Source organism: Mycobacterium sp., assembly GCF_052145595.1.
In the GTDB taxonomy this organism is placed as follows: Bacteria; Actinomycetota; Actinomycetes; order Mycobacteriales; family Mycobacteriaceae; genus Mycobacterium.
The window spans coordinates 1-25,931 of the sequence record NZ_JBKQOI010000123.1 but is presented as its reverse complement, the minus strand read 5'-3'; the positions used below and the strand labels follow the sequence as shown (position 1 = coordinate 25,931).

The following is a 25,931-nucleotide window of genomic DNA, read 5'->3' as shown; positions in this document are numbered from 1 at the left end:
GAAGTTTCAGACTCCGACAGCGCGTTCGAGATCCTTGAGCGACGATTCCAGGTGCGCGAGCAGGCGCTGCAGGTGCGGCACACTGCGACGGCATCCGACCAGACCGAAATCGAGGTTGCCCGCGTTGTTCACCAGGGTGATGTTCAGCGCTTGTCCCTCCGGGAGCGCCGACAACGGGTAGCTGCCGGCCAGCCGGGCGCCACCGTAGTACATCGGCTCCGCCAGGCCCGGCACATTCGAGATGACGAGGTTGAACGGAGGCGGCGTTGACGAGATGAAACCCGGGACAAGCGCCAGCGTCAGCGGTGCCATGTACAGCGCCGATAACGCCAGCACCTGCATTCGTGGCAGTTCGGCCAAGACTTTCTTGTTGCCGCGCATCGACTCGCTGATCGCCTGTATCCGCTCCGCGGGGTCCTCGACGTCGGTGGCGAGGTTGCACAGGATGCTGCCGACCATGTTGCCGCCGGCGTCCGCTTCCTCCTTGGAGCGCAGGCTGACCGGAACCATCGCGATCAGCGGTGCGTCCGGCAGCGCATTCTGCTCGATCAAGTAGTAACGCAGCGCGCCCGCACACATGGCCAAGACGGCGTCGTTGAAGCTCACCGCGGCGGCCTTCTTCACGCTCAAGATGCGATCCGCCGACCAGGACTGAGCGGCGCACCGGCGTGCGCCCCCGATCTTGACGTTGAACATCGTGTGCGGAGCCGCCATCGGCAGGCTTAACTGTTGCTCGAGGAGGGCCGCGCGGACCAGCTTCACCGTCGATGGGGCAAGTCCCACAACGGATCTCGCCCCATTGACCAGCGAGCTCAACGGGGATGAGCCACCTGACTTAGGACGCGGTCGCCGAGGCAGGCTCCACATCGCCCGCACCTCGGGGTCGTCCGGGTCGACCGACAGCGTGCGCTGCATCAGCTTCATCGCCGAAATACCGTCGATCAGCGCGTGATGCATTTTGCTGTACATGGCGAACCGGCCGTCGTTCAGCCCCTCGACCACGTACAGCTCCCACAGCGGGCGGTGGCGATCGAGCAGGCTGGTATGCAGCCTGGAGGCCAGCTCAAGCAGCTCACGGACCCGTCCCGGCGACGCCAGCGCCGAGCGCCGAATGTGGTAGTCGACGTCGATCTCGTCGTCGTAGGCCCATGCCGTGGGGGTGATCCCGCCCATAATCGTCGCGGGGTGCTTTCGGAATGTGGGCTGGAATTCGTCGTTGGCAACCAGGGCGTCGGTGAACTCGCGGACGAACCCCGGACCGGCGTCCTCCGGAGGCTCGAACAACGACAAGCCACCCACGTGCATGGGATGCTCACGTGATTCCGCAAACAGAAATACCCCGTCGGTGGGCGCCATCAGTTCCATTCGCCTATTAGACCGCGAACGGCGCAGGACGCGAAGGCTCTCTTAGAACATCGCTGCCGAGCCGACTTCGGGATGGCCGCGCATGTACTCCACGAGCCGATCGACATAGCTGCGGAACGGGGGTGCCTCGATACCGCTGCCGGCGAGGTCGGCTCGGCAATGGTCCGTCAAATAAGTGGTGGGATGCGCAAAGTAATCAACCGCTTCGGGAGGGATCCGCATCAAGCGGTAGAGCCCCGGAACGTGCGAGAGGGCGGCCTTCGCCAGCGTTCGCGGCAACGGAACCTTGACGAGCTTCCGGCCGGTCGCCTGGGCCAGCGTCTCCGCCATCTCGTCGACGGTGAGCGGGCGCGGATCCGCCAGCTGATAGGTCCGGCCCTCGGAACCGGAGAGGCCGCTCAAATATCCGACCGCATCGATGACGAAGTCACGCGGGACCACGTTCACCCGCGTCGTCGCGGGGTCCCCCACCATCGGCATGATCGCGTACCGGGGCTGCCGTAACAGCCATTGCATGACGAAGTAGGGCCCGTCGAACTTCTGCGTTTCACCGGTGCGACTGTCGCCGACGACGATGGCGGGACGATAGATCGTGGCCGGCATACCCGCGCACATGTGCGAGCGGACATCGGCCTCGGCGAGGTTTTTGGTCTCCTCGTAATAGTTGTTGAACGGTGCACCGACTTCGAGGTCGTCCTCGCCGAACGGACCGGCGTAGCGGCCGCTGACATAGCAGGTGCTGAAGTAGTGCAGCCGCGTCAGCCTGGGGCAGCGCTCAAGCGCGTCCAGGAAGTTGCGGGTGCCGTCGACGTTGATCCGAACCGCCACGTCGCGGCTCACCGCCAGGTCGTAGGCGGCGGCGAGGTGCCACGCCTCGGTGACCTCGGTAAAAATGTCTGCAGCAAGACCAAGCCCGGGCTGCGTGATGTCACCCTCGACCAGTTGGATCCTGCCCTGCAGGAACGGATCGGCGGAGCTCAGCTCGGCCACACTTCGCTCCGCCTGCGCGGCGAATTTGGGCTGTACCAAGCAGACTGCCGAGCTGTCGGTGCGTTTGAGGATGCCCGGCAGCAACGCGCTGCCCAGGAAGCCGGGAAACCCTGTCATCAATACGGTCATCGCTACCTCCTGGTCGATTCACACGTGTTGCCGAAGTGGGTCCGATGAGCGAACCCCGCGACCTCGCGGCGCACCCGCGGGTAGGGCACCGACGTCACGGGATGGCCGAGACGGGCGGCAAAGGCGACCTTCATGGGGCCGGGAGCAGCCAGAAGTCGTTTGCCCGCTTCCTCGACCAAAGGACTGCCCAAGGCCGAAAGGGCTTGGAAGCCAAGCCCTCATCGAGGGGAAACCCGCGCGGAGTGTCTTTCTTCGACGAGTTTGAGCAAGTCGTTCATCGCCCTCTCCTCAACCGCGGGGTGGCCAACCCATCGCATGAAACGACGCTATCCATCCCCAAAGCTGGTTGAGACGGGTCTTTTGACCCCCCGTGGTCGCCATTGGTCCTCGACCTCGGACCGATAAGCGCGACCCCACCCCTACGAGCTATCGAGGTCTTTGGTCCCCACAGTCCGAGGGATTGCGGCCCTGCCGGGACATGTATTGCTGCGGGAGCATGACACACGGATTACCGATTGACTATCCCCACTCGAACACCCGCAGGGGGACAAACGTGACTGGCAACGACATCGGCCTTTCGGAGACGGCCAAGTGGGATCCCACTTTCACCGAGCTGCTGATCAACGCGGTCAACCCGGTAATCAAGCGATGGTTCCGGCCGGAGGTGCTGGGGCTGGAAACCTTCCCGTCGACCGGCGGCGCGTTGCTGGTGTCCAACCATTCCGGCGGCGTGCTGACGCCTGACTGGAACGTCCTGGCCCCAGCCCTATACGGCAAATTCGGCTATGACCGCCCGCTGTACACCCTCGCGCACTATGGCGTGTTCATGACACCGTTTCGCGCATCGCTGAGTCGCCTCGGCGTTATTCATGCCAGTCGGGAAAACGCTGAGGAAGTGTTGCGCTCGGGTGCGGTCGTGCTGGACTTTCCCGGCGGTGACTATGACGCGTTCCGGCCGACGCTGAGCCAGAACGTCATCGACTTCGGTGGCCGCACCGGATACGTCAAGACCGCCATCCAGGCCGGAGTCCCGATCGTGCCCGCGGTATCGATCGGGGGTCAGGAAACCCAGCTTTTCCTCACCCGCGGCAATTGGCTGGCAAAGCTATTGGGGCTCAAGCGAATCCGGATGGAGATTCTTCCGGTTACGATCGGCGTGCCCTTCGGGTTGACGCTCCTCTTCCCCGCCAACATGCCGTTACCGGCCAAGCTGGTCTATAACCTGCTGGAGCCGATCGACGTCGTTGCAAGGTTCGGCAAGAACCCCGACGTAGCCGAGGTCGATACTCACGTGCGCTCGGTCATGCAGACAGCCCTCGACCGGCTGGGCCGTCAGCGCCGATTCCCCGTCTTAGGCTGATCAATTTCCGACACGGCAATCAGCGATGGAGAAATTCACGCCCTCGATCAACTGGGGCCACGAGCTGGTTTCATCGTCGCGGTGGATTGTCGAGGCGTGGGCGATCAGCGGGACATGTTTGCTTATCGTCGCGATCGTGGTCGTTCGGTTCACCCAATGGGGCCACCAGTTCTGGCACATCACCGGCGATTACTTCACGGGCCGGCGAAGCGCCCCGGTGTTGACTATGTTCAACCTGCTGTTGCTGTCGGTGATGATCTCGGTGCGGATCACCGTGCTGCTCACCTACTACGCCAACGACCTGTACTCGGCGCTGCAGACCGCGTTCCAGGGCGGCGCCGCCGGCAACGACGCCGTGCGTGATTCCGGCATCCACGGGTTTTGGGTCGCGATTTGGACGTTCTGCATCATCGCAAGCCTGCACGTGATCCAGGTGATGGCCGACTTGTATCTGGCTCAGCGGTTCTTCATCCGGTGGAGGGTGTGGCTCACCGACCGTCTGACCGCGGACTGGCTCGATGGGCGCGCGTATTACCGCGGGCGATTCATCGACCCACCGATCGACAACCCGGACCAACGTATCCAGCAGGACATCGACATCTTCACGGCCGGGGTCGGCGGCGCCACCAACACCCCGTCGGTCGGCACATCGGCCACGTTGCTGTTCGGCGCGATCCGATCCGTCGTCGCGGTGGTCTCCTTCACCGCAATTCTGTGGCGCCTGTCGGGCACGTTGATCGTCTTCGGTATCAGCATCCCGAAGGCGCTGTTCTGGGTCTTGTTCGTCTACGTCCTGGCAGCTACGGTGATCGCTTTTTGGATCGGGCACCCGCTGATCCGGTTCAGCTTCCGCAACGAACTGCTCAACGCGGCCTTCCGGTATGGGCTCGTCCGGCTCCGTGATGCCGCGGAGGCGGTCGGCTTCTATCGCGGCGAACGAGCCGAGAGGGCCCAACTGAGGAGCAGGTTCGCCGAAACGATCGTTAACTATCGACACTACGTGCGACGCACGATCGGCTTCCTCGGCTGGAACGTCACGATGAGCCAGACGATCAACCCGCTGCCGTTCATCGTGCAGGCTCCGCGGCTGTTCGCGGGCCACATCATGCTCGGCGGCGTGATCCAGTCTGCCGGCGCCTTCGGCCAGATTGAGGAATCACTGTCGTTCTTCCGCAACGCTTACGACCGATTCGCCAGCTATCGGGCCGCGATCATCCGGCTCAGCGGGTTGGCGGAGGCCAACGCCAATGCGCGCAAGCTGCCGGAGTTGTCCGTCGTTGCCAGCGACGACGGTTCGCTGGAGCTCAACGACGTCGAAGTCCGCACGCCCGCCGGCAAGCAACTGATCGAGCCCCTCGATGTGCGGCTGGTGCCCGGCGACGCCCTGGTCATCACCGGTAGATCGGGCTGCGGCAAAACCATGCTGCTGCGCACCCTGGCTCAGCTATGGCCGTATGCCTCGGGCACGTTGCACCGCCCGGACGGCCACAACGACGTCATGTTCGTCCCGCAGCTGACTTACCTTCCACTGGGTAACCTGCGCGCCGTCCTGAGCTACCCGGCGATCGAGGGCGAGATCGACGACCGGACGCTGCGCCACGCGCTGGTCGTCGTCACGCTGCCCAACCTGATCACCCGGCTCGATGAGGTCCAGGACTGGGCCAAAATGCTCTCGCCCGGGGAGCAGCAACGCATCGCTTTCGCCCGCGTCCTGGTGACCAAGCCCAAGGCGGTGTTCCTCGACGAATCCACCTCGGCTCTCGACGAGGGGTTGCAGTTCTCGCTGTACGACCTGCTCAGGAGAGAGTTGCCGGACTGCATAGTCGTCAGCGCCACCCACCGGAGCACCGTCGAACCGCACCACAACCAGCAACTGGAGTTGTTCGGCGACGGCAGGTGGCGCCTCGGCCGCATCGGCGAGCCAGTCGCGTCGTGCTAGCCCTTGGGCGCACAAATTGGAGCCCGGTGGCAGCATGGGTCTGTGACCGCGACGTCGCTGTCCTGGGAAGTGGTATCCGTTGACAAGCCGGAAGACGTCAACGTGGTTATCGGCCAGGCGCATTTCATCAAGACGGTCGAAGACCTGCACGAGGCGCTGGTCGGGGTGAGCCCGGCGCTGCGGTTCGGGCTGGCGTTTTGCGAGGCTTCCGGACCGCGCCTGGTTCGCCGCACCGGCAACGACCCTGAGCTGATCGAACTCGCCACCCGTACCGCGCTGTCCGTCGCCGCCGGGCACAGTTTCGTGATCTTCCTGCGTGAGGGGTTTCCGGTCAACGTCCTCAACCCGGTGAAGGCGGTGCCCGAGGTCTGCACGATCTACTGCGCGACGGCCAATCCGGTCGATGTCATCGTCGCGGTGACTCCGCGTGGTCGCGGCATCGTGGGCGTCATCGACGGACAGACCCCCCTCGGCGTGGAGACCGATCGTGACGTGGCCGAGCGGCACGACCTGTTGCGCGCCATCGGTTACAAGCTCTGACCAGCTCGGACAGGTACAGTAGCGCCCGCGGTTCACCGCTTAACCGCACTCGTGCGTTGGCTTCCCAGTGGCCAAAGGTCCCAGCGCCGAGAATGCACCGGCTGCCTGATCACTCGGCGATCGACCAGGCCGATGTCGCGATCAGGTCACCGCGTTCTAACGCGGCGGCGCGATGCTCGTGCACCTTGGCGTACTCCGGAGTCGTGACCATGTCGATGAACGCCTGCGGCGTCGGATACTCGACGATGAGAATCGCGTCCCACCAGGGTCGTTCGCCGTCACCGAAGACGGCCGCCGGTGCCGTACCGGCGTAGCGGACGGCGGCGCCGACCCGTTCGAGGTGCGGCGCGACCTCCCGGCCGTAGCGCTGGTAGGACTCCAGGCCAGCCTGCGCCTTGAATTTCAACAGGTTGACCATCACCACCGGCGCGTCTGCCGGCCGGGCGGCCAGCGCCGCGAACTGCTCGGGGGTGGTCTCCAACTTAATGACCATCTGAATCTCCCTGCCTTAGTTGGGTTTCCGGAGAGTCCTGCCTATCCGCTCACCCAAGTAACGTTCCGGCGTCGCCGTCAGCGTGTGCCATGACGGCGCGGTCAGCCGACTTCACCATGCCCCGCCGACCCGCCAAACGTCTTGGCAGTTGAAGACAAACTTTTGGCAATTGGAGACACTCACGGGACGAGGGGCCCTTGACACGCCGCGGTCGTCCGCTGAAGGTCAACGACATGTCCCTGGTGCGCGGGACCGCGCTCTCGAACTACCCGAGCCTGGTCGCCGAATTGGGCGGTGACCCGGCCGTCCTGCTGCGCGCGGCGGGCATCCGGAGCCAGGATGCCGGCAACTACGACGCGTTCATCCCCTACCGCGCGGCGATACAGGCCATCGAATCCGCCGCCGAGACCACGGACACGCCTGACTTCGGGCGACGGCTGGCGCAGCGGCAAGGCATCGAGATCCTGGGGCCGGTCGGCGTGGCGGCCCGGACCGCCGCGACGGTGGCGGACGCCCTGGGAATCTTCAGCACGTACATGGCGGCCTACAGCCCCGTGATCGCGATCCGCGTCGCGCCGCTGAGCGACCCGCAGCGGTCATTCCTGACGATCGACTTCCTCCTCGACAACGCGCCGCCGCACTCGCAGACCACGGAGCTGGCGCTGGGGGTCTCGCTGCGGGTGCTGCGCTTTCTGATGGGTTCGGATTACGCGCCGCTGTCCGTGCACCTGCCTCACGATCCGCTCACCCCCAACGCCACTTATGTGCGGTATTTCAGCTGCACCCCTTACTTTGCCGAACGCACCGCCGGTTTCAGGGTGCGCACATCCGAGCTGGCCCGCCCGTTGAACCGCGATGACGTCGCACACCACGCCGTCGTCGAATACTTGAACGGCATCACCCCTCGAAATGCCGGGATAGTCGAATCGGTGCGCACCGTCGTTCGCCAGCTGCTGCCCACCGGGGCGGCCACGCTCGAAGTGATCGCCGATCAGTTCAACCTGCACCCAAAAACGCTGCAGCGCCGGCTCGCCGATGAGGACACCACGTTCGCCGCCCTGGTCGATCAGGTTCGCAAGGACGCCGCCGATCGCTACCTGCGGTCCACCGGCATGAGCCTGTCGCACCTGGCGCGCGAACTGGGCTACGCCGAGCAAAGCGTGCTGACCCGCTCCTGCAAACGCTGGTTCGGGACCGGCCCAGCCGCCTACCGTAACCAAACCCGCACAGCCGCGCTGGCGCACCTACCCGGTTAACGCCGGCTCGAGTGCCTCGGCCGGCGACGCGGATGCGAAGAACAGTTGGTCATCATCGACCGGGCCCTCGCGCAACAGCTTGTGGTCGGCGCGGTAATCCATGGTGGTGCGCCAGGGGACTTCGGTGCCCTGGCGGGGAAACTGGTCCACCGATCGCTTGACGTAATTGGCCCCGAAATCCAGCAATGGGCGGGTCGGCATTCCCTCCGGCGACCGCGGGTAGCAGATGGTGTGACCGTGCGCGTCCATGCAGGCCAGCAGGCGGCAGAAATGCTCGCACACCAACCCGACCTTCAGCGTCCACGACGAGTTCGTGTAACCGAACACGTAGACGAAGTTGGGGACGTCGCTGACCAGGAACCCCTTGAACGCCACCTTCTCTGACAGGTCGACGGGCGCCCCGTCCACCGTGAGGCTGATGCCACCGAAGGCGAGCAGGTTCAGGCCGGTGGCGGTGACGATGATGTCCGCCTCGAGGTCACGCCCCGATCGCAGCCGGATTCCCCGCTCGGTAAAAGTCTCAATCCGGTCGGTGACCACCGAGGCCCGTCCGTCGCGGATGGCCTTGAACATGTCGGAGTCCGGAACGGCGCACAGCCGTTGGTCCCATGGGTTGTACGCCGGCCTGAAATGCTCGTCGACCGGATACCCCTTCGGTAACCGTCTGGCGTTCAGGTGACGGATCAGTCGCCGGGCGGCGCGCGGGTATTGCTGGCAGAACCGCCAAATCAGCCGTTGCCTGGCGATGTTCTTCCGCCGGGTGACGGCGTAGGCCCGATCGCGGCCGATCAGCTTGGGCAGGGTATTGGCCAGCCGGTCCTCAGACGGCACCGGCACCATGTAGGTCGGCGAACGCTGCAGCATTGTCACATGCCCGGCGGTCTCGGCCATGGCCGGCACCAGCGTGACCGCGGTCGCACCGCTGCCGATGATCACCACACGCTTGCCGCGGTAGTCCAGGTCTTCGGGCCAGTGCTGCGGGTGCACGATCTGGCCGGTAAACCGTTCGCGGCCTACGAATTCCGGCGTGAAGCCCTCGTCGTAGCGGTAGTAGCCGCTGGCGCAGAAGAACCATCCGCAACTCATGACGAAGTGCTCGCCGGTGTCTTGGTCAGTATCAAAGCGCTCGATCTCCACTAGCCAGCGCGCATCCTTGGTGGACCACGCCGCGCTGATTACCTTGTGCTGAAAGCGAATCGCATTCTGGATGTTGTTCTCCGCGACGGTCTCGCGGAGGTAAGCCATGATCGCGTCGGCGCCGGCGATCGCCTTCTCATTTTCCCAAGCCTTGAATTCGTAGCTGAACGTGTGCAGGTCGGAATCCGAGCGAATCCCGGGGTACCGGAACAGATCCCAGGTTCCGCCGATCTCTGCGCCAGCCTCCAGGATTGCGAATGTCTTGTCCGGCTGCATTGTCCGCAGATAGCGGGCGGCGCCGATCCCCGAGATGCCGGCGCCAATGATCAACACGTCGACGTGTTCGATGCTGGAGGAGGTCATGTCTGTCCTGTTCGGTTTCGAGAGGCCCCACAGTTGTTGGAGGCGGTGGCTTGGCCACTGCACCCACTATGTGGCAGCAAAGACCCTGTGGTCTTGACACCAGAGGACAGCTTTTTGACAGTTCGGGACAGCCGGCCGCACTGAGTCGCAGAGGTCACGTTTGGCCTGCTTATTCCGGGGAATTCTGAAGCCCTGGCACGACAACCGGGGGGCCTCTGGGTCCAGAAAGGCACACAAAGCCATGGCTCAGCAGCTGACGCCGCACTTCGACGATGTACAAGCACATTACGACCTATCCGACGACTTTTTCCGGCTGTTCCTGGATCCCACCCAGACCTACAGTTGCCAGTACTTCGAACGCGACGACATGACCTTGCAAGAGGCCCAACTCGCCAAGATCGACCTCGCGCTGGGCAAGCTGGGTCTGCAGCCCGGCATGACGCTGGTCGACATCGGCTGCGGCTGGGGCGCCACCATGCGCCGGGCGATCGACAAGTATGCCGTCAACGTCGTCGGGTTGACGTTGTCCAAGAACCAGGCCGCGCACGTGCAGGAGTCGTTCGACGGGATGGACGGCCCGCGCAGCACGCAAGTGCTACTGGCCGGCTGGGAGCAGTTCGACGAGCCCGTCGACCGGATCGTGTCGATTGGCGCGTTTGAGCATTTCGGCCACGACCGTTACGACGACTTCTTCGCGAAGGCGCACGGTGTGCTGCCCACTGACGGCGTGATGCTGCTGCACACCATCACCGCGTTGTCCCAAAAGGAGCTCGAACACCAGGGCCTTCCCATTTCGTTCGAGATAATCCGCTTCGCCAAGTTCATCCTGACCGAGATCTTCCCGGGTGGCCGGTTGCCGTCGATCGATATGGTGGGGCAGCACTCGGTGAAGGCCGGATTTACGCTGACCCGCCGCCAGTCGCTGCGGCTGCACTATGCCAGGACCCTCGATCTGTGGGCCGAGGCGCTGGAAGCGCACAAGGGCGAGGCCATCGAGATTCAGTCCGAAGAGGTCTACGAGCGCTACATGAAGTACCTGACCGGCTGCGCCAAGGCATTCCGCGGCGGCTACATCGACGTGAACCAGTTCACCCTGCAGAAGTAGTGGGGTCACAGCAGATCGGTGATGGTCTTCAGCCCCGCGTCATAGAGCACGCCGGGCAGCATGCCGCCGTCGTGTTCGATGGTGGTGCCGTTGACGAAGTCCGCATCTCCGCTTGCGAGGAAAACGCAAACACGGCCCACCTCCGCGGGCTCGCCGGCACGGCGCAACGGGACAGCGGCGAAGTACTTCTCGCCGGTCGGGTCATCCTTGGGCAGCACGAACGACCGGAAGTTCTCGGTCATCGTGGGACCCAGCGCGATGCAGTTGACCCGGACCTTGGGCCCCCACTCCTCGGCCAGCGAGCGGGTGAGATGGTTCAGCCCGCTCTTGGCCGCACCGTAGGAGACCAAGGTCGGTGACCCCGCCGGGTGCCCGGCGCCGCTGGAGATGTTGATGATGCTGCCGACGCCGTCCTGGGTAAGCATCTGCCGGTACGCGCGGATGGCGAACCAGAGCGGACTGATGAGGTTCATCTGCACCGCGTACGCGTGAAACAGTGCCGTGCGCTCATAGTCGTCGTCGCTTTGGGGTGCGCCCTGAATGCGCTGCACGAGTTCGGGAATGCTCTCGGCGTGCGGCGCCGGCACCGTGCCGCCGGCGTTGTTCACCAGGATGTCGATCCGGCCGTGGGCGGCCACGACGTCGGCAACGAAAGCATCGATCGAGTGGTAGTCGCCTTGATCGCAAATCTTCTGTGAGGCACGGACCACCCAGTCGGGCTGCGCGTCGACACCCGGGATGGCGCCCAGGGGCGAGCGCGAGCATCCGATGACGGTGGCGCCGGCCCGCAGCAGTTCGTGGGCGATGCCGACTCCCACACCGCGGCTGGTTCCCGTAACGATCGCGACCTTGCCATCGAGGACACCCATAGTTTGACCTTCCTGTCCTCACCGGAACCATCGTTGACAGTGACTGCCAGCCGGTCATACTGTGCCATTCCAGACGTCGGGTGTAAAGGCGTGCAAAACCACTCGGGAGGTCGCCGATGAGTAGTCCGTCCAGGCTTCGTGTCATCCAATGGGCGACCGGAGGCGTCGGCAAGGCAGCCATCGAGTGCGTACTGAATCACTCGGAGCTCGAACTCGCCGGATGCTGGGTGCACAGCGCGGACAAGAACGGACTGGACGTCGGTCAGATCCTCGGGATCGATCGGCTGGGAGTCGCTGCGTCCTCCAGTATCGACGAGGTGCTGGCCCTCGACGCGGACTGCGTCGTGTATAGCCCCTTGATCCCCAACGACGAAGAGGTCGTGGCGATTTTGCGGTCCGGCAAGAATGTGGTCACCCCGGTCGGCTGGGTATACCCCGACCCGAGCAACCCGCGTCACAAGGCCATCGCCGACGCCGCACTCGAAGGTGGGGTGACCCTGCACGGTTCGGGAATCCACCCCGGCGGCATCACGGAGCGATTCCCGCTCATGGTGTCCTCGCTCTCGTCGGCGGTCACCCATGTGCGCGCCGAGGAGTTCTCCGACATCCGCACCTACAACGCCCCCGACGTCGTGCGTCACATCATGGGCTTCGGCGGTAGCCCCGAAGAAGCCATGCAAGGACCGATGGCCAGCCTGCTGGAATCGGGCTTCAAGATGTCGGTGCGAATGATCGCCGACCACATGGGATTTCACATTGATCCCAACATCAGGACTATCCAGGAGATCGCCGTGGCGACCTCCGACATCGACTACGAACCATTTCCAATCGTCGCGGGAACGGTGGCCGCGCGCCGGTTCCGCTGGCAAGCCCTCGCCGATGGCGAGCCGGTCATCACGGCGGCGGTCAACTGGCTGATGGGTGAAGAAAACCTCGACCCGGCATGGAATTTCGGCGGGATCGGCGAACGCTTCGAGGTCGAGATCACCGGCGACCCCACCGTGAGCCTCACCTTCAAAGGACTGCAACCGCCGTCGATCGCCGAAGGACTGCAACGAAATCCGGGCGTCGTGGCCACGGCCAACCACTGCGTCAACGCCATCCCCGACGTCTGCGCCGCCGAGCCCGGTATCAAGACCTATCTGGACCTGCCGCTGTTTGCGGGGCGCCCGGCTCCCAATCTCGCGGTGCCGAGACCATGACCGACGAAAAGCCTCGTGTCCTGGACGACGTGTCGTTCTGTCACCTCGTCGTCGGGGTGACCGACATGGACCGCGCCCTGGCGTTCTACCGCGACGCACTCGGCATGGAGGTCGTGTTCGAAACCCTTATCTCCGGAGAGCCTTTCGACGCCGCCCTGCACGCCACCCGGAAGCAGGAGGGCCGGGTCGTCGGCGGCCTGCTGGGCGGGTTGATGCTCGAGCTGCTCTCACTCGGCGCCAAACCCAAAGCGGAGAAACCGGCGAGTCGCGGCATCATCGGAATCCAAAACGTGTCATTGTCGGTGGCCGATCTCGACGACACCCACCGCCGCATCACCGCCGCCGGCTACACCCCCGACCAGGAGCCATTCGAAATCGGCGGAGTCCGAATGTTTTTCGTCAAGGACCCAGACGGGACTCCGGTGGAATTCATCGAGCTGCCCAACGGTGCCCGCAGCACCTACGAGATGCACCGCGGCGTGGCGCTGCAGATGGGGCCGGCCAAATGACTGAATTGTTTAACACCAGGTATACCCACCCCTCCTCGATGCGCGGCCACGTCGCGATCGTCACCGGCGCCGCCCAAGGTGTGGGCAAGGGCATCGCCACCGCACTGCTCGAACGCGGTGCGGCGGTGCTGCTGGTCGACATCCTCGACGACAAACTGAGCGCGACAACCGCCGAGCTCGAGGCAATGGGTCGCACCGAAAAGCTGGTCGCCGATCTGCGGGACCCGGACAGCGCCCAGCGCATCGCGGCGGCCGCTGTCGACGCCTTCGGCACGGTGCATGGCCTGGTCAACAACGCCATAGCCACCAACGAGCCCAAGGCATTCGTGGATATCACCACCGAAGATCTGGCGCTGGGTTACGACGTCGGCCCCCGGGCGACGTTTTTGCTCATGCAGGCTGTGCACCCGCTGATGGTCGAGGCGGGCGGCGGGTCGATCGTGAACCTCGGCTCGGGGACGGGCACCGGCGGCGAACCCAAGTGGGGCGGTTACGCCGCCGCCAAGGAAGCCATCCGTGGGCTGTCGAAGGTCGCAGCGCTGGAATGGGGCCGCGACAACATCCGGGTCAACGTCATATGCCCGTTCGCCGAGTCCGACGGGGTCAAATTGTGGAAGCAGTTCGCACCTGACGATTACGCGAAGGCGGTGGGACGCGTCCCGATGAAGCGCATCGGCGACGTCCGCACCGACGTGGGAGCACTTGTGGCGTTCTTGCTCAGCACCGACGCGACCTTCATCACCGGGCAGACCATTCACATCGACGGTGGAATCGGCTGCTTCCGATGAAAGAGTCGCTGCGAGAAAGGCAGCGCGCACAGATCCGGGCCGACATCAGGCGGGCGGCGTTTCGGCTGTTCGTCGAGCGCGGATACGACGCCGTGACGACAGAAGAAATCGCCACTGCCGCAGGCGTTTCACCGCGTACCTTCTTCCGGCACGTCCCGACCAAGGAGGAACTGCTTCTTGCGCCGGTTCGCCACGGCGGCGCCGCAATCGTCAACCTGCTCGAAAAGCGGCCCGCCGGCGAGGCGCCCGACGTCGCGCTGATCAATGCCATCATCACGCGCACCCGCTCGTTTGAGCAGGCCGACACCGAGGAGTGGACGGACGCCCTGCTGGTCGCCCCGGGTCTGCTCGACAAGGTCACGGTTCACACGCCCGCCGACAAGGAAAGGGCGACCAAGCTCATCGCTGAGCGCATGGGCGCCGACCCCGAAGTCGATATCCGCCCCGGCCTACTGGTCCAACTCGCCTTTGCGGCAGCAGATTTCGGCTTCCAGCAGTGGGTGCGGCAAGCTACCGCTCCGCGGCCGCTGGACCGCTATGTCACCGAGGCCCTCGAAGCGGTCAAGAGTCCCCACTGGAAAAGGAAGTCGAAATCGTGAAAGACAAGTACAAAGTCGCGGTCTGGGCCACCGGCGGAGTCGGGAAGTACGCGATCCGCACCATCACCGACCGGCCCAACCTCGACCTCGTCGGGGTATGGGTGCACTCGGAGAGCAAGAACGGCAAGGACGCCGGCGAACTCGCGGGCATCGACCCAGTCGGTGTTCGCGCCACCCAGGACGCGTCGGAGATCCTCGGCGGCGATGCGGACTGCGTCGTCTACGCGGCGCCGGCACCACCCCGAATGAGGGAAGCGATCGGCGACCTGTGCCGAATCCTGTCCGCGGGCAAGAACGTTGTGACGACCCCGATACCGGGATTGGTGTACCCGCGCGGCTCGATGCCCGACAAGGTGACCGACGCGATCCGCACCGCAGCCACGGCGGGATCCAGCTCGCTGTTCTCCACGGGCATCGAGCCGGGATTCGGCGCCGACCTGTTCCCGATCGCGCTGATGTCGATGTCGCACAAGGTGTACTCGGTACGCGGCATAGAGATCACGAACTACTCCGAGTACCCAGCCGAATACGACATGCGCGAGCTGTTCGGATTCGGCCAACCGCTCGACTACCAGGGCGGGTTGAAGATGCCCGGCGTACTGCGCTGGGGCTGGGGCGCTGCCGTGACCATGGTCGCCGAGGCGCTGGGGACCGAACTCGACGACATCCGCGAAACGTGCGAGTTTCAGGCCACCCCGCGCGACATCTCTACCGCATTCGGACTCGTCGAAGCGGGAACCGTCGGCGCCACCCGGGCGTGTTGCATCGGCGTCGTCGACGGCCTCGACGTCATCACGATCGAGCACGTCGACCGCATCGCCGACGACCTGGCTCCCGACTGGCCGAAGGGCCGAACCGGTGGAACCGATGGCATCTGGCGCGTCATGATCGACGGAGAGCCGAGCTTCGACGCGGAGTTCGAAGTCGGCTATCTTCCCGGCCAGAGCCATAACGATCACGGGTTGCTGGCGACGGGCATGCGCGCGGTCAATGCCATACCCTGGGTTTGCGACGCCGAGCCCGGAATCGTTGACGCGCTGCATATCCCGCTCACCTCGCCGGTGGGGGCGCTTCATGCACGACGTGACGGAGTCCCGGCCTTCTAAGGGCCGGACCGCGGCTCGAACCTCACACGCCGTGGAGCGGTCGTCGTCGCAACGGCGCGGCTTGAGTATTTTCGTATGGTGTCGATGTCCCCGGTTCCAACGGAAGTCCCGGCGCAGTACCTGCTGTCGCCTGCCGCACCGCGCCCGCGCACGCTCATCGACATCATCTACGAAACCGCTGGGCGCTACCCCGACGCGACAGCGCTCGACGACGGTACCGTGCAGCTCACCTACCGCGAGCTGATCGACGACATCGAGGCCAGCGTGGAGTGGCTGGCCGCCCGCGGCATCGGCCGTGGCGACCGGATCGGCATACGGATGCCGTCCGGCAACTATGCGCTGTATGTGGCGATTCTGGCGACGCTGGCCACCGGCGCGGCCTACGTCCCGGTCGATGCCGACGATCCCGACGAACGCGCCGAGTTGGTGTTTGGTGAGGCCGACGTGGCCGCGGTCATCACCGAAGCGGGCCTGCTCCGAGCGCCCGGCTCGTCGCGTGGCTGGCAGGCCGCGGCGCCGCTGGCCCGAGACGACGCGTGGATCATCTTCACGTCCGGATCGACCGGCACGCCGAAGGGCGTGGCGGTCACGCATCGCAGCGCCGCCGCATTCGTCGACGCCGAGGCACAGATGTTTTTGCGGGACAATCCGATTGGGCCCGGAGACCGGGTGCTGGCCGGGCTGTCGGTGGCTTTCGACGCGTCGTGCGAAGAGATGTGGCTGGCCTGGCGGCACGGCGCCTGCCTCGTTCCCGCCCCGCGGTCGCTGGTGCGCAGCGGGATGGACCTCGGTCCGTGGTTGGTCACCCGCGACGTGACCGTGGTGTCAACGGTGCCATCATTGGCCGCGCTGTGGCCCGCCGAGGCACTGGAAGCGGTGCGGCTGTTGATCTTTGGTGGTGAGGCCTGCCCGCCGGAGCTGGCCGAGCGGCTCGCCGTCGACGGCCGGGAAGTGTGGAACACCTACGGCCCGACCGAGGCCACGGTGGTGGCGTGCGCGGCCAGGCTCGACGGCGCCGGGCCGATCAGCATCGGGCTGCCGCTGCCCGGCTGGGATCTGGCCGTCGTCGATGCCGACGGCCGGCCGGTGAGCTACGGCGAGGTGGGCGAGCTGGTGATCGGCGGCGTGGGTCTGGCCCGCTACCTGGACAAAGACAAGGATGCCGAGAAGTACGGCCCGCTGCCGACGCTGGACTGGGCGCGCGCCTATCGCAGCGGTGACCTGGTGCGGCTGGAACCCGATGGGCTGTATTTCTGCGGCCGAAGCGACGACCAGGTCAAGGTCGGGGGTCGCCGCATCGAGCTGGGCGAGGTCGAAGCCGCGCTGGTCCATCTGCCGGGGGTCAGTGGCGGGGCGGCCGCGGTTCGCCGCACCGCCACCGGCACCCCGGTGCTGGTCGGCTATCTCGTCAGCCCGGATCCGGCGTTCGACCTCGACGAGGCGCGCAACCGGCTCGCCGAGCAGCTGCCCGCTTCGCTGGTGCCGCGGCTCGTCCGGGTCGAGGAGCTGCCCACCCGCACGTCGGGCAAGGTCGACCGCGACGCGCTGCCGTGGCCACCGCCCGGCGGCGCGGACTCCGAGGAGGCGGCCAACCTGGGTGGCACAACCGGCTGGCTGGCCGGGCTGTGGCGGGACCTGCTCGGGGCAGCGGTCGACGGCCCCGAGGCGGACTTCTTCGCGCTCGGCGGCGGCTCGCTGGCCGCCGCGCAGCTCGTCGCCGCGCTGCGGCACCAGTATCCGCAGGTCACCGTCGCCGACCTGTACGACCATCCGCGCCTGGGCTCGCTCGCCGGGTTCCTCGACGAACTCGAACCGCCGCCGCGGGTCGCCGAGCGCGTGGTCCGACCAACCCCACGGCTGACGCAGGCCGCGCAGACCTTGCTTTCGGTGCCGTTGGCGACGCTGGCGGCGCTGCCATGGGTGACCTGGCTCGCGCTGGGTAACAACGTCGCCCGCGCCCTGCACCTGGTGCCGTGGACCGTGGCCGTGAGCTGGTGGCTCGTTGCGGTGGCGTTCGTCCTGTTCGTCACCCCGGTGGGCCGGATGGGTATCGCCGTGCTGTTCGCGCGGATGCTGTTGTCGAACGTGCGGCCGGGCACTTACCGCCGCGGCGGGTCGGTGCACCTGCGGGTGTGGTTCGCAGAGCGGCTGGCCGAGGCCAGCGGCGCCCACAACCTGGCCGGGGCGCCGTGGCTGGTGTACTACGCCCGCGCTCTGGGCGCCGATATCGGCAAGGGCGTCGACCTGCATTCGATGCCACCGGTCACGGGGTTGCTGAGACTCGGGCATCGCAGTGCGGTCGAACCGGAGGTGGACCTGTGCGGGCACTGGATCGACGGGGACGCGTTCCACGTCGGTGCGATCACGATCGGCAACGACGCGACGGTCGGCGCCCGGACCACGCTGCTGCCCGGCGCGATCGTCGGCAAGAACGCCGACGTGGCACCCGGCTCCGGCGTGCTCGACAAGATCAAGAACGGCCAGTACTGGAAGGGCTCGCCCGCGGTGAAGTCCGGCCGGGTCAACCACCCTTGGCCCGACGAACGGCCGCCGCGCAGAAGCTGGTGGATCCCGGTGTACGGGCTAACGTCACTGCTGCTCGGCGCCCTGCCGCTGATCGCCGCGGCGAGCGGGCTTGCGGTGATCGCCGCAGCGGTCCGTCACACCCACCGCCTGTCGCAGGCGGTGCTTCCGGCGCTGCTGTGGACACCGGTCGCGGCGCTGGCCGCCCTCGCGGTGTACGCGCTGCTGACGGTGGTTGCGGTGCGCGTGTTGTCGATCGGGCTGCGGGAGGGCTACCACCCGGTGCGCAGCCGGGCGGGCTGGCAGCTGTGGGCGACCGAGCGGTTGATGGACGCCGCGCGCAACTACCTGTTCCCGCTGTATGCCAGCCTGCTGACACCGATGTGGCTGCGGCTGCTGGGCGCCAAGGTCGGCCGGGGCACCGAAATCTCCACGGCGCTGCTGACCCCCAAGTTCACCGTGATCGAGGACGGCGCGTTCCTGGCCGACGACACGATGGTCGCGTCCTACGAGCTCGGCGGTGGCTGGATCTACGTGGCCAAGACGACCGTCGGCAGGCGCGCGTTTCTCGGCAACTCGGGCATCGCCCAGCCGGGCCGACGGGTCCCCGACGACGGACTGGTCGCGGTGCTGTCGGCCGCGCCGCCGAAGGCCAAGCGGGGTTCGTCCTGGCTGGGCAGCCCGCCGATGCGGCTGCGCCGGCGACCCGCCGAGGCCGACGCGGCGACCACGTATAGCCCGCCGCTGAGGTTGAAGGTGATGCGGGCGGTGGTGGAGACGTGCCGGTTGCTGCCGGTAATCGTGACGGTGGCGATCGCACTGGCGGTACTGGGCGCATTGCAGGCGCTGGCAAGGATATTCGGCGTCTGGTCGGCGGCGCTGTGCGGCGGGCTGGTGCTGCTGGCGGCGGGCGCGATCGCGGGTGTTGTCACGGTCGCCGCGAAATGGCTTGTGGTCGGCCGGATCAGGGCCAGCGAGTATCCGCTGTGGTCGTCCTTCGTATGGCGCAACGAGCTGTCCGATACGTTCGTCGAAACCGTCGCGGCGCCGTGGTTCGCCCGCGCGGCCAGCGGCACGCCGGTCATGAATCTGTGGCTGCGTGCGCTGGGTGCCCACGTCGGGCGCGGCACGTGGTGTGAAACCTATTGGCTCCCCGAGGCGGACCTCGTCACGCTGGGCGATGGCTGTACCGTCAACCGTGGCTGCGTGGTGCAGACGCACCTGTTCCACGACCGGATCATGCGCATGGACACCGTCGTGCTGGAACCCGGCGCGACCCTTGGGCCGCATTGCGTTGCGCTGCCGGCGGCCCGGCTGGGTTCCGGCGCTACCGTCGGCCCCGCATCGCTGGTGGTGCGCGGCGACCAGGTGCCGGGATCCACACGCTGGCAGGGCAACCCGATCAGGCCTTGGAACACCAAGCACGTCGGCCGCAAGAAGGGTCGAGGCAAGAACCCGCCCGACCGCGGCGTCCAGGACACCGCCGCGTGAAAGCTTCTGCCAAGAAGGCACTCAACAAATCCGCGCCCGCAGTGCTCGATGACTATCTGCCCAAAAACGGCAACCCCGGCTACCAGGTGTCGCGCTACGAGCTGGATCTGGAGTACAAGGTCTCGATCAACCGGCTGTCCGGATGGGCGACGATCACCGCTGTGACGCTGACCGAGTTGCAGCAGCTCACGCTTGACCTGTCCAGTGCGCTGACTGTGTCGAAGGTGTACGTGAACGGCAAACGCCCGGCCCACTTCGCCTGTCGCGGCGGCAAATTGAGTATCAGGCTGACATCGAAGCTGGCGACCGGCGCCGCATTGTCGATCGCCGTGCGCTACGGCGGTTCGCCGAGACCGCTGCGTTCCCTATGGGGTGACGTCGGGTTCGAGGAACTGACCGATGGCGTGCTGGTCGCCGGCCAACCCAACGGCGCCGCATCGTGGTTCCCCTGCAACGACCACCCCAGCGCCAAGGCCGCCTTCCGCATCCAGGTCAGCACCGAAAGCCGGTACCGGGTGGTCGCCAACGGAAAGCTGGTGTCGCGCCGGGTACGGGCCTCGCAGACGGTGTGGACCTATGAACAACCCGAGCCGACGTCGACCTACCTTGTCACCCTGCAGATCGGCAGCTACGAGATGACCCGGTTGGCGCGGACGCCGGTGCCGATACAGGCGGCATTGCCCGAGCGGCTGCGCAGCGAATTCGACCACGATTTCGCCCGCCAGCCCGAGATCATGAAACTGTTCGTCGAGCTGTTCGGACCGTATCCGCTGGCGAACGGGTACACGGTCGTTGTCACCGACGACCCGCTGGAGATACCGCTTGAAGCCCAGGGGATTTCGATCTTCGGCGCCAATCACTGCGACGGTACGCGGGCCAGCGAACGGCTGATCGCCCACGAGCTGGCGCACCAGTGGTTCGGCAACTCGGTGACCGCGCGATGGTGGCGCGACATCTGGCTGCACGAGGGATTCGCCTGCTACGCGGAATGGTTGTGGTCGGAACACGGCGGCGGTCCCAGCGCCGACGATCTGGCCTGCCGCTACCACGCACAGCTGCGGGAGAAACCGCAAGACCTGCTGCTGGCCGATCCGGGACCGCGTGACATGTTCGACGACCGCGTGTACAAGCGCGGAGCGTTGACCCTGCACGCGCTGCGCGGGCGGCTGGGCGACGAGAAATTCTTTGCTTTGCTTAAGGATTGGACGGGACGATATCGCCATTGCACCGTCGTCACCGACGATTTCACTGGCCTGGCCGCAAACTACTCCGACGAGTCGCTGCGACCGCTATGGGACGCCTGGCTGTACTCGACCCAAGTGCCGTGACGGACGAGTCAGGTGAGCGCGGGCAGGACTTTGTCGGTCAGCAATTGGACGGACTTCCACGCTTCGTCGGCGGGCATGCCACCGACCAGCGGGTGCATCACCAGCGGTCCATAGTTGTCAGAGTCCCGGACTTCAGCGATGAGCTGGTCGGGAGTCAGGAATCGGTATCGTCCCGACGCCTTGACATCCTCCAGGGTTTGCACTCCGGGCAGGTGCATGAGGGAACGCTCCTCGGTTGACCATCCGCCGTACGTGACCGCCTCCCAGAGGATGTAATCACCAAGTTCTGCCCACGCCCGGTCCGGATCCTCGTGCAGAAAGATCATCCCGCGATTGATCGGGCCGGGCATGAGGATGAGTGGCTTGATTCCGGCATCGGAACACAACTCGCGATAGTAGGCGGCGATATCGGGCAGGTGGTCGGCCAGGCTGAGCGGCAGTTTGAAACGTGCGGCGCGCCGTGCGGTGGCGCGAGAGCCGCCGCCGACGTAGAGCGGTGGATGTGGCCGGGTCCACGTACCGGTGCAGACTCCCGCGTCCGGGTCAGCGCCGGACCAGACCGACAGCATTCGCTCGATCAGGCCGTCCATCAGCTTGCCCCGCTTGCCGAAATCGACTCCGAGCGAGTCATATTCGACAGTTCGGTAGCCCAGACCCACCGTGGTGTGCAGCCGACCTCGGCTCATGTTGTCGACGAGCGCGATGTCCTCGGAGAGCCGGACCGGATTCCACAGCGGTCCGAGCGCACAGTCCACGCTCGCAATCAGCGTCGTGGTTCGCGCCAGGAACATTGCCGCGGCCATGATCGGGTTGCAGCTCCACCCGTGCCCCGTCGCGTGGTGCTCGTCGACACTCACCGAGGTGATGCCGTGAGACTCACCCCACTGCGCCAGCTCGAGCGCGGCACGGATCAACTCGCTCTGGGTGCGCGGTTCGCCCTGCGGGGAGGCGAAGTTGAAGCGCAGCACCGTCAGTAACATGTCTGACTCCCGTCAGGCTTCACCCGCCGACTGCAGGAACGCGGGAAAATCGGGAAACAGTGCGCGGTCGACGATCTCGATGCGGGTACCGAACGCGTCGACGTAATAGGCGAACAGCGCGAGATTCGGTGGGGAGACGTCGGCGGTGGCTTCGAAAGTGAAGCCGTTGTCCTCCAGCATTTTTGCGGTGTCGGCCAGGTTGTCGGTGAAGTAGCCGAGGTGATGGATGGAGTTGCCGGGTGCCGCCGTCCACGGACTTCCGGGGACTTCCTGAATCAGTTCGACGTGCGGACTTTGTTTGGAGTAGACGAATGTCGAGGTGAGTTCGCGAGTCCCGGTCGTGGTGCGGAAGGGCAGGGTATAGGTCAGCGGTTTGATCCACCGGTAGCCGGCCAGCGCCCTTAGCCGAGCCATCGCGGCATCGAGGTCGGGCACGATGATGCCGGTGTGGTAGAAGTCCTCGGGCCGCAACGCGAATGCCATGGTCGGTGTCCTCTCGTGATTTCAGACGCAGTCCGACGCGCCGTCGACGACGAAGACTGCGCCGCTGGTGTAGGCACTCTGCTCGGTGCACAAAAAGGCCACCGTTGGAGCGATTTCCCCAACGGATCCGAAGCGGCGCAGCGGTATATGCGCCAACTCGGATTCCACCAGCTCGGCGGCGCCGTGCATGGGTGCGGTCATCGGCGTGTCGATCGCGCCCGGCGCGACCGCGTTCACCCGGATTCCTTTGCCGGCCCATTTGACGGCGAGGTTCCTGGTGATGCAAACGATCCCGGCCTTCGCGGCGCCGTAACCGGGGACTAGGGGGACGGCTCGCAGCGCGGACATCGACGCCAGATTGACCACGCTGGCGCCTCCGAGCGCGGTCGACGCCTTCAACGCTCGGTAGAGTCCGACGGTCAGCCGGTACGGACCGGTCAGGTTGAGCGCCACCGATGCGTCGAACCCCTCCGGCTTCGACTCGTCAAGGCCCCCGGGGAAATTCGCGCCTGCGTTGTTGACGAGCACGTCGAGGCGGGTAAAGCTCTGCGCCAGCGCGTCCACCGAGTCGTGTTCGGTGATCTGTAACTGGTGATAGGCCATGCCGGACAGGTCGGCGTCGTAGTCAGTCGCGGTCGGCTTGGTTCCAGTGATGGTGACCTCGGCCCCGGCGTCTCGAAACAACACCGCGATGGCATGCCCGATCCCGCTGGTGCCCCCGGTGATCAGTACCGCGGTCCCGGTGAAGTCGAAGTTGACCCGCGCCGTCATGAGTTCCTCGCAAGTTGGTGCCTGAGCCAAGCACTTTCCCAGAAGTTCGTACTGTCGGCCAGAAGTTTTTCATGGGCTTCCCGCAGCACGTCGCGCGCCCCCGCGTGGTCTGCGGGCACGAGCTCAGCAAGGTGAATGGCCTGCACTGGACGACCGGCGCTGAGGTGTGCCCGCGCCCGATCCACCAGTGCGTCCGCGCCGGCCAGTTCGACTACGTCGGCAGTGACGGCGTCGAACCCGACCAGATAGAGCTCGGTGGTCGAACGGTGGTGGAACCAGCCCGAGTAGTTTTCCCATACGGCCCGCACGTCCCAGTCGACCTTTCCGTAGCCCTGGCCCACTTCGTATTCCGCGGGCAGGGTGATCTCGCGCATCAGGGTCCCGACATCCTTACCCGCGTTCATCCCGGCGACGGTCTGGTCGTGGACGTAGCGGATCGCGTCCCGCAACCGGGTCAACTCGGCATTGATGCGCTCGGCGCCGGCAATCGGCTCGAAGTGACCGGTCACCAGGAGTTCGGGCCGCAGATCGCGGACCCGCTCCACTGACGCGATGGTCATCAGGGCATCACGATATCGGTCGCCGCGCATGGTGACGAGGTTGGGAATATGCCCGAAAATCGGACCAAAGGTATTTCCGCACAGGCAAATTCGGTCCTCCGGCAGCCACACCACCAGCGAATCCGTGGTTTCCCCACCCGGGACGGAGATCAGCTCCATCCGCCGGCCACCAACCTCCAAGGTCAGGGTGTCCTCGAAGTCGAGATCGACGACGGGAACGCTCTGGCCGGGCAGTCGCGTGGTACCGAGACGCCGTTGAATGGCCTGGATACCCGTCGCCAGGGTGTCTTTGAAGGCGAACGCGCTGCGGCTGGCACGGTAGGGGATGAGGCGTTCGTTGTCGTCCCGCCATGCGGTCCAGTTCGCTTGTGCCACCACCGCAGTATCGGGATCGCGAACGCTGTCCAACCCGCCGACGTGGTCCACGTGGCCCTGCGTGAAAATGATGTAGCGCACCGGCGAAGAGTCGACAGCGTCGAAGTTGGCGCGGTGCACCGGACCTTCGAACCCCATCCCGGTGTTGATGATGACCCGGCCCGCACCGGTGGTCAGCAGGTAGGCATTCGACAGACCCGGCGAGCACCACAGTCCCGGGGCGACCTGATCGGCCTTTTCCGCAGCCGCCGGACGCATGGCATCGGCGCCCGGCCTGCTGCGATAGACCGGTTCGAACCCTCGCGCATCGCTAGTCATCGTTGACGTCTCTTTCATCTCATCGGCTGGGCTATGTCTCGGGACGGACGTCGAACCTGTCGAGGTAGAAGTCGAAGCGCCCGCGAAGTTCGTCGGCCGAGATGCCGAAGTGCCGTTGCAGGTCGTAGCGGATGCGGCCATGCTTACCGCGCGGATTGCTGTCCAGGTAACGCTGGAAGCGTCCGCGCGCCTTCGGTGTCAATTCCACTTCGCCCCGCCGGTAAAGCTCTTCCAGCAGCGGCATTTCGTTGCCGTTGAGCTGGTGGAAGCTGACATCGATGCTGCGTTCGGCCGGAACGAGGTCACGGTCGTGCACGCACGCGCTGAGTAGCCGGTGCACGCGGTCGCTCCAGTAGTCCAGCAACCAGCCGGGATCGATGCTCGTCCGGCGCAGCCGATCCGAGTAGGCCATCATCGTGATCGCCGACTGGATCACCGCCACGGGGTCGCGGTGCGTGAAAGCCACCGTGGCGTCGGGGAAGGTCGCCATCAGCGGGCCGAGCTGCTCACAGTGCTGCGGGCTTTTCAGGACCCAGGTCTGTGGGCCGCGCAGAAATGTCAACGCCTGCAACACTTTCTTCAGGTAGGCGTAGTGCCGTTCTTGGTCGAGGCCGAAGTAGTAGTCACGCCAATCGGGCACGTGCGCATGCCATTCCAGCACGTATGCGGCCAGATCGAGGTCGAGCAGCTCGACCTCCTCCTCGATCGCCTCAGGGAACCGGTCGTGCATGGCGGCCACCACGGGGGCGCTGGCCATCAGCGCGTCGTGCTCGGACTTGGCCCGCGCGTAGCGCGGATCGACTCCGAAAATGTCGGGTCCTTGGCCGCGGGCGGGTATTGGGTCCTGGCTCTCCCAGTACGGCAGCGCGCGCCGGCGTGGATCGGCGGCAATGAGGTTCGCCAGATGGGTGGTGCCGGATCGCGGCATCCCGACGACGATGAAGGGCTTCTCGATCGGGATGGACTCGATTTCCGGATACCGCTTGACGAGGTCGGTTAACGACAGCCGGTTCCGCAGCAGGCGAACCACGCGTTGCCGCAGGGACGCGCGAGTGAGCTGGGTCAGGCCGTCGTCGGCTTCGATCGCGGCCACATGCGTGGCCAGCCGTTCTCTGAACCCGTCGGCGACGTCCAGGTCGGCTCCCACGGAAGCCTGGTCGATCGCTTCGGCGAGCATCCGGTCGATGTCGAAGTCGACGTGTCTGGCCTCGGTGAATTCCAGAACCTGACGCTGGACATCGGTCAGCTTGGGCGATGTCAGATCGTCGAAGTCGATGTCATCTACCGCAGAACCCACCGGATCCCCTCGTCGACGTGTCCGTTCGACAAATATGACAGAGACGGTAGACGCG

General features: G+C 65.6%; 22 protein-coding genes. 12 read left to right on the top strand and 10 right to left on the bottom strand.

Going from position 1 to position 25,931, the window contains the following annotated elements; translation table 11 throughout:
* Nucleotides 1-6: 6 nt before the first annotated feature.
* Together ACLP4W_RS10865 and ACLP4W_RS10860 are read right to left on the bottom strand one after the other, a co-directional pair.
* Nucleotides 7-1,365: a WS/DGAT/MGAT family O-acyltransferase gene (locus ACLP4W_RS10865; protein WP_442386138.1), complete on the bottom strand. Its 1,359-nt coding sequence runs from the start codon at nucleotides 1,363-1,365 to the stop codon at nucleotides 7-9.
* 42 nt (nucleotides 1,366-1,407) lie between these two features.
* Nucleotides 1,408-2,484: an SDR family oxidoreductase gene (locus ACLP4W_RS10860; RefSeq protein ID WP_442386137.1), complete on the bottom strand. Its 1,077-nt coding sequence runs from the start codon at nucleotides 2,482-2,484 to the stop codon at nucleotides 1,408-1,410.
* Between the two features lie 553 nt (nucleotides 2,485-3,037).
* Here ACLP4W_RS10860 and ACLP4W_RS10855 point away from each other — a divergent pair.
* The 3 genes from ACLP4W_RS10855 to ACLP4W_RS10845 are packed head-to-tail and all read left to right on the top strand — an operon-like array spanning nucleotide 3,038 to nucleotide 6,323.
* Nucleotides 3,038-3,844, top strand: a complete 807-nt coding sequence (locus tag ACLP4W_RS10855) for a lysophospholipid acyltransferase family protein (protein ID WP_442386136.1) — start codon at nucleotides 3,038-3,040, stop codon at nucleotides 3,842-3,844.
* A 25-nt stretch (nucleotides 3,845-3,869) separates the two neighbouring features.
* Nucleotides 3,870-5,783 (top strand): ABC transporter ATP-binding protein/permease, encoded by a 1,914-nt coding sequence (locus ACLP4W_RS10850; RefSeq protein ID WP_442386135.1) that lies wholly within the window; start codon nucleotides 3,870-3,872, stop codon nucleotides 5,781-5,783.
* Between the two features lie 42 nt (nucleotides 5,784-5,825).
* Nucleotides 5,826-6,323: an adenosine-specific kinase gene (locus tag ACLP4W_RS10845; RefSeq protein ID WP_442386134.1), complete on the top strand. Its 498-nt coding sequence runs from the start codon at nucleotides 5,826-5,828 to the stop codon at nucleotides 6,321-6,323.
* Between the two features lie 109 nt (nucleotides 6,324-6,432).
* Here ACLP4W_RS10845 and ACLP4W_RS10840 read toward each other — a convergent pair whose 3' ends face one another.
* A complete protein-coding gene (locus ACLP4W_RS10840; protein ID WP_442386133.1) occupies nucleotides 6,433-6,816 on the bottom strand; it encodes a DUF1330 domain-containing protein in 384 nt (127 codons plus the stop codon).
* A gap of 233 nt (nucleotides 6,817-7,049) precedes the next feature.
* Here ACLP4W_RS10840 and ACLP4W_RS10835 point away from each other — a divergent pair, with 233 nt between their 5' ends.
* The gene (locus tag ACLP4W_RS10835) at nucleotides 7,050-8,072 is read left to right on the top strand and encodes an AraC family transcriptional regulator (RefSeq protein ID WP_442386158.1); all 1,023 of its coding nucleotides are present in this window, start codon (nucleotides 7,050-7,052) and stop codon (nucleotides 8,070-8,072) included.
* On the opposite strand, the gene ACLP4W_RS10830 is transcribed toward ACLP4W_RS10835, so the two are convergent.
* Nucleotides 8,061-9,572 (bottom strand): flavin-containing monooxygenase, encoded by a 1,512-nt coding sequence (locus ACLP4W_RS10830; protein WP_442386132.1) that lies wholly within the window; start codon nucleotides 9,570-9,572, stop codon nucleotides 8,061-8,063. The two genes, ACLP4W_RS10835 and ACLP4W_RS10830, sit on opposite strands and share 12 nt — an antisense overlap.
* Nucleotides 9,573-9,813: 241 nt before the next feature.
* On the opposite strand from ACLP4W_RS10830, the gene ACLP4W_RS10825 reads away from it, so the two are divergent.
* Nucleotides 9,814-10,677 (top strand): cyclopropane mycolic acid synthase family methyltransferase, encoded by an 864-nt coding sequence (locus ACLP4W_RS10825; protein ID WP_442386131.1) that lies wholly within the window; start codon nucleotides 9,814-9,816, stop codon nucleotides 10,675-10,677.
* Between the two features lie 5 nt (nucleotides 10,678-10,682).
* On the opposite strand, the gene ACLP4W_RS10820 is transcribed toward ACLP4W_RS10825, so the two are convergent.
* Entirely contained in the window at nucleotides 10,683-11,546 is an 864-nt protein-coding gene (locus ACLP4W_RS10820; RefSeq protein WP_442386130.1) for an SDR family NAD(P)-dependent oxidoreductase, read from the bottom strand.
* A 116-nt stretch (nucleotides 11,547-11,662) separates the two neighbouring features.
* On the opposite strand from ACLP4W_RS10820, the gene ACLP4W_RS10815 reads away from it, so the two are divergent.
* The 7 genes from ACLP4W_RS10815 (at nucleotide 11,663) to ACLP4W_RS10785 (ending at nucleotide 21,092) form a co-directional block, all read left to right on the top strand.
* A complete protein-coding gene (locus ACLP4W_RS10815; RefSeq protein WP_442386129.1) occupies nucleotides 11,663-12,748 on the top strand; it encodes an NAD(P)H-dependent amine dehydrogenase family protein in 1,086 nt (361 codons plus the stop codon).
* Nucleotides 12,745-13,257: a VOC family protein gene (locus ACLP4W_RS10810; protein WP_442386128.1), complete on the top strand. Its 513-nt coding sequence runs from the start codon at nucleotides 12,745-12,747 to the stop codon at nucleotides 13,255-13,257. Before ACLP4W_RS10815 ends, ACLP4W_RS10810 begins: the two co-directional genes overlap by 4 nt.
* Nucleotides 13,254-14,045, top strand: a complete 792-nt coding sequence (locus ACLP4W_RS10805; RefSeq protein ID WP_442386127.1) for an SDR family NAD(P)-dependent oxidoreductase — start codon at nucleotides 13,254-13,256, stop codon at nucleotides 14,043-14,045. Before ACLP4W_RS10810 ends, ACLP4W_RS10805 begins: the two co-directional genes overlap by 4 nt.
* Nucleotides 14,042-14,644 carry a TetR/AcrR family transcriptional regulator gene (locus ACLP4W_RS10800; protein WP_442386126.1) on the top strand — a complete coding sequence of 201 codons (603 nt, stop codon included), beginning with the start codon at nucleotides 14,042-14,044 and terminating at the stop codon, nucleotides 14,642-14,644. The genes ACLP4W_RS10805 and ACLP4W_RS10800 overlap by 4 nt, the downstream gene beginning before the upstream one ends.
* A complete protein-coding gene (locus ACLP4W_RS10795; protein ID WP_442386125.1) occupies nucleotides 14,641-15,750 on the top strand; it encodes an NAD(P)H-dependent amine dehydrogenase family protein in 1,110 nt (369 codons plus the stop codon). The genes ACLP4W_RS10800 and ACLP4W_RS10795 overlap by 4 nt, the downstream gene beginning before the upstream one ends.
* 84 nt (nucleotides 15,751-15,834) lie before the next feature.
* Complete coding sequence (locus tag ACLP4W_RS10790; protein WP_442386124.1) at nucleotides 15,835-19,764, top strand: Pls/PosA family non-ribosomal peptide synthetase; 3,930 nt, start codon at nucleotides 15,835-15,837, stop codon at nucleotides 19,762-19,764.
* The gene (locus tag ACLP4W_RS10785) at nucleotides 19,761-21,092 is read left to right on the top strand and encodes a M1 family metallopeptidase (RefSeq protein WP_442386123.1); all 1,332 of its coding nucleotides are present in this window, start codon (nucleotides 19,761-19,763) and stop codon (nucleotides 21,090-21,092) included. The genes ACLP4W_RS10790 and ACLP4W_RS10785 overlap by 4 nt, the downstream gene beginning before the upstream one ends.
* An 8-nt stretch (nucleotides 21,093-21,100) precedes the next feature.
* Here ACLP4W_RS10785 and ACLP4W_RS10780 read toward each other — a convergent pair whose 3' ends face one another.
* From ACLP4W_RS10780 to ACLP4W_RS10760, 5 genes are read right to left on the bottom strand one after another with little or no spacing between them, the layout of a single operon-like run.
* Nucleotides 21,101-22,072: an LLM class flavin-dependent oxidoreductase gene (locus tag ACLP4W_RS10780; RefSeq protein ID WP_442386122.1), complete on the bottom strand. Its 972-nt coding sequence runs from the start codon at nucleotides 22,070-22,072 to the stop codon at nucleotides 21,101-21,103.
* A gap of 12 nt (nucleotides 22,073-22,084) precedes the next feature.
* On the bottom strand, nucleotides 22,085-22,555 hold the full coding sequence (locus ACLP4W_RS10775) for a VOC family protein (RefSeq protein ID WP_442386121.1): 471 nt from the start codon (nucleotides 22,553-22,555) through the stop codon (nucleotides 22,085-22,087).
* Between the two features lie 21 nt (nucleotides 22,556-22,576).
* Nucleotides 22,577-23,326, bottom strand: coding sequence for an SDR family NAD(P)-dependent oxidoreductase (locus tag ACLP4W_RS10770; protein WP_442386120.1), 750 nt, complete (start codon nucleotides 23,324-23,326; stop codon nucleotides 22,577-22,579).
* On the bottom strand, nucleotides 23,323-24,579 hold the full coding sequence (locus ACLP4W_RS10765) for an MBL fold metallo-hydrolase (protein WP_442386119.1): 1,257 nt from the start codon (nucleotides 24,577-24,579) through the stop codon (nucleotides 23,323-23,325). The genes ACLP4W_RS10770 and ACLP4W_RS10765 overlap by 4 nt, the downstream gene beginning before the upstream one ends.
* 31 nt (nucleotides 24,580-24,610) lie before the next feature.
* The gene (locus ACLP4W_RS10760; protein WP_442386118.1) at nucleotides 24,611-25,876 is read right to left on the bottom strand and encodes a sulfotransferase family protein; all 1,266 of its coding nucleotides are present in this window, start codon (nucleotides 25,874-25,876) and stop codon (nucleotides 24,611-24,613) included.
* Nucleotides 25,877-25,931 lie beyond the last annotated feature (55 nt).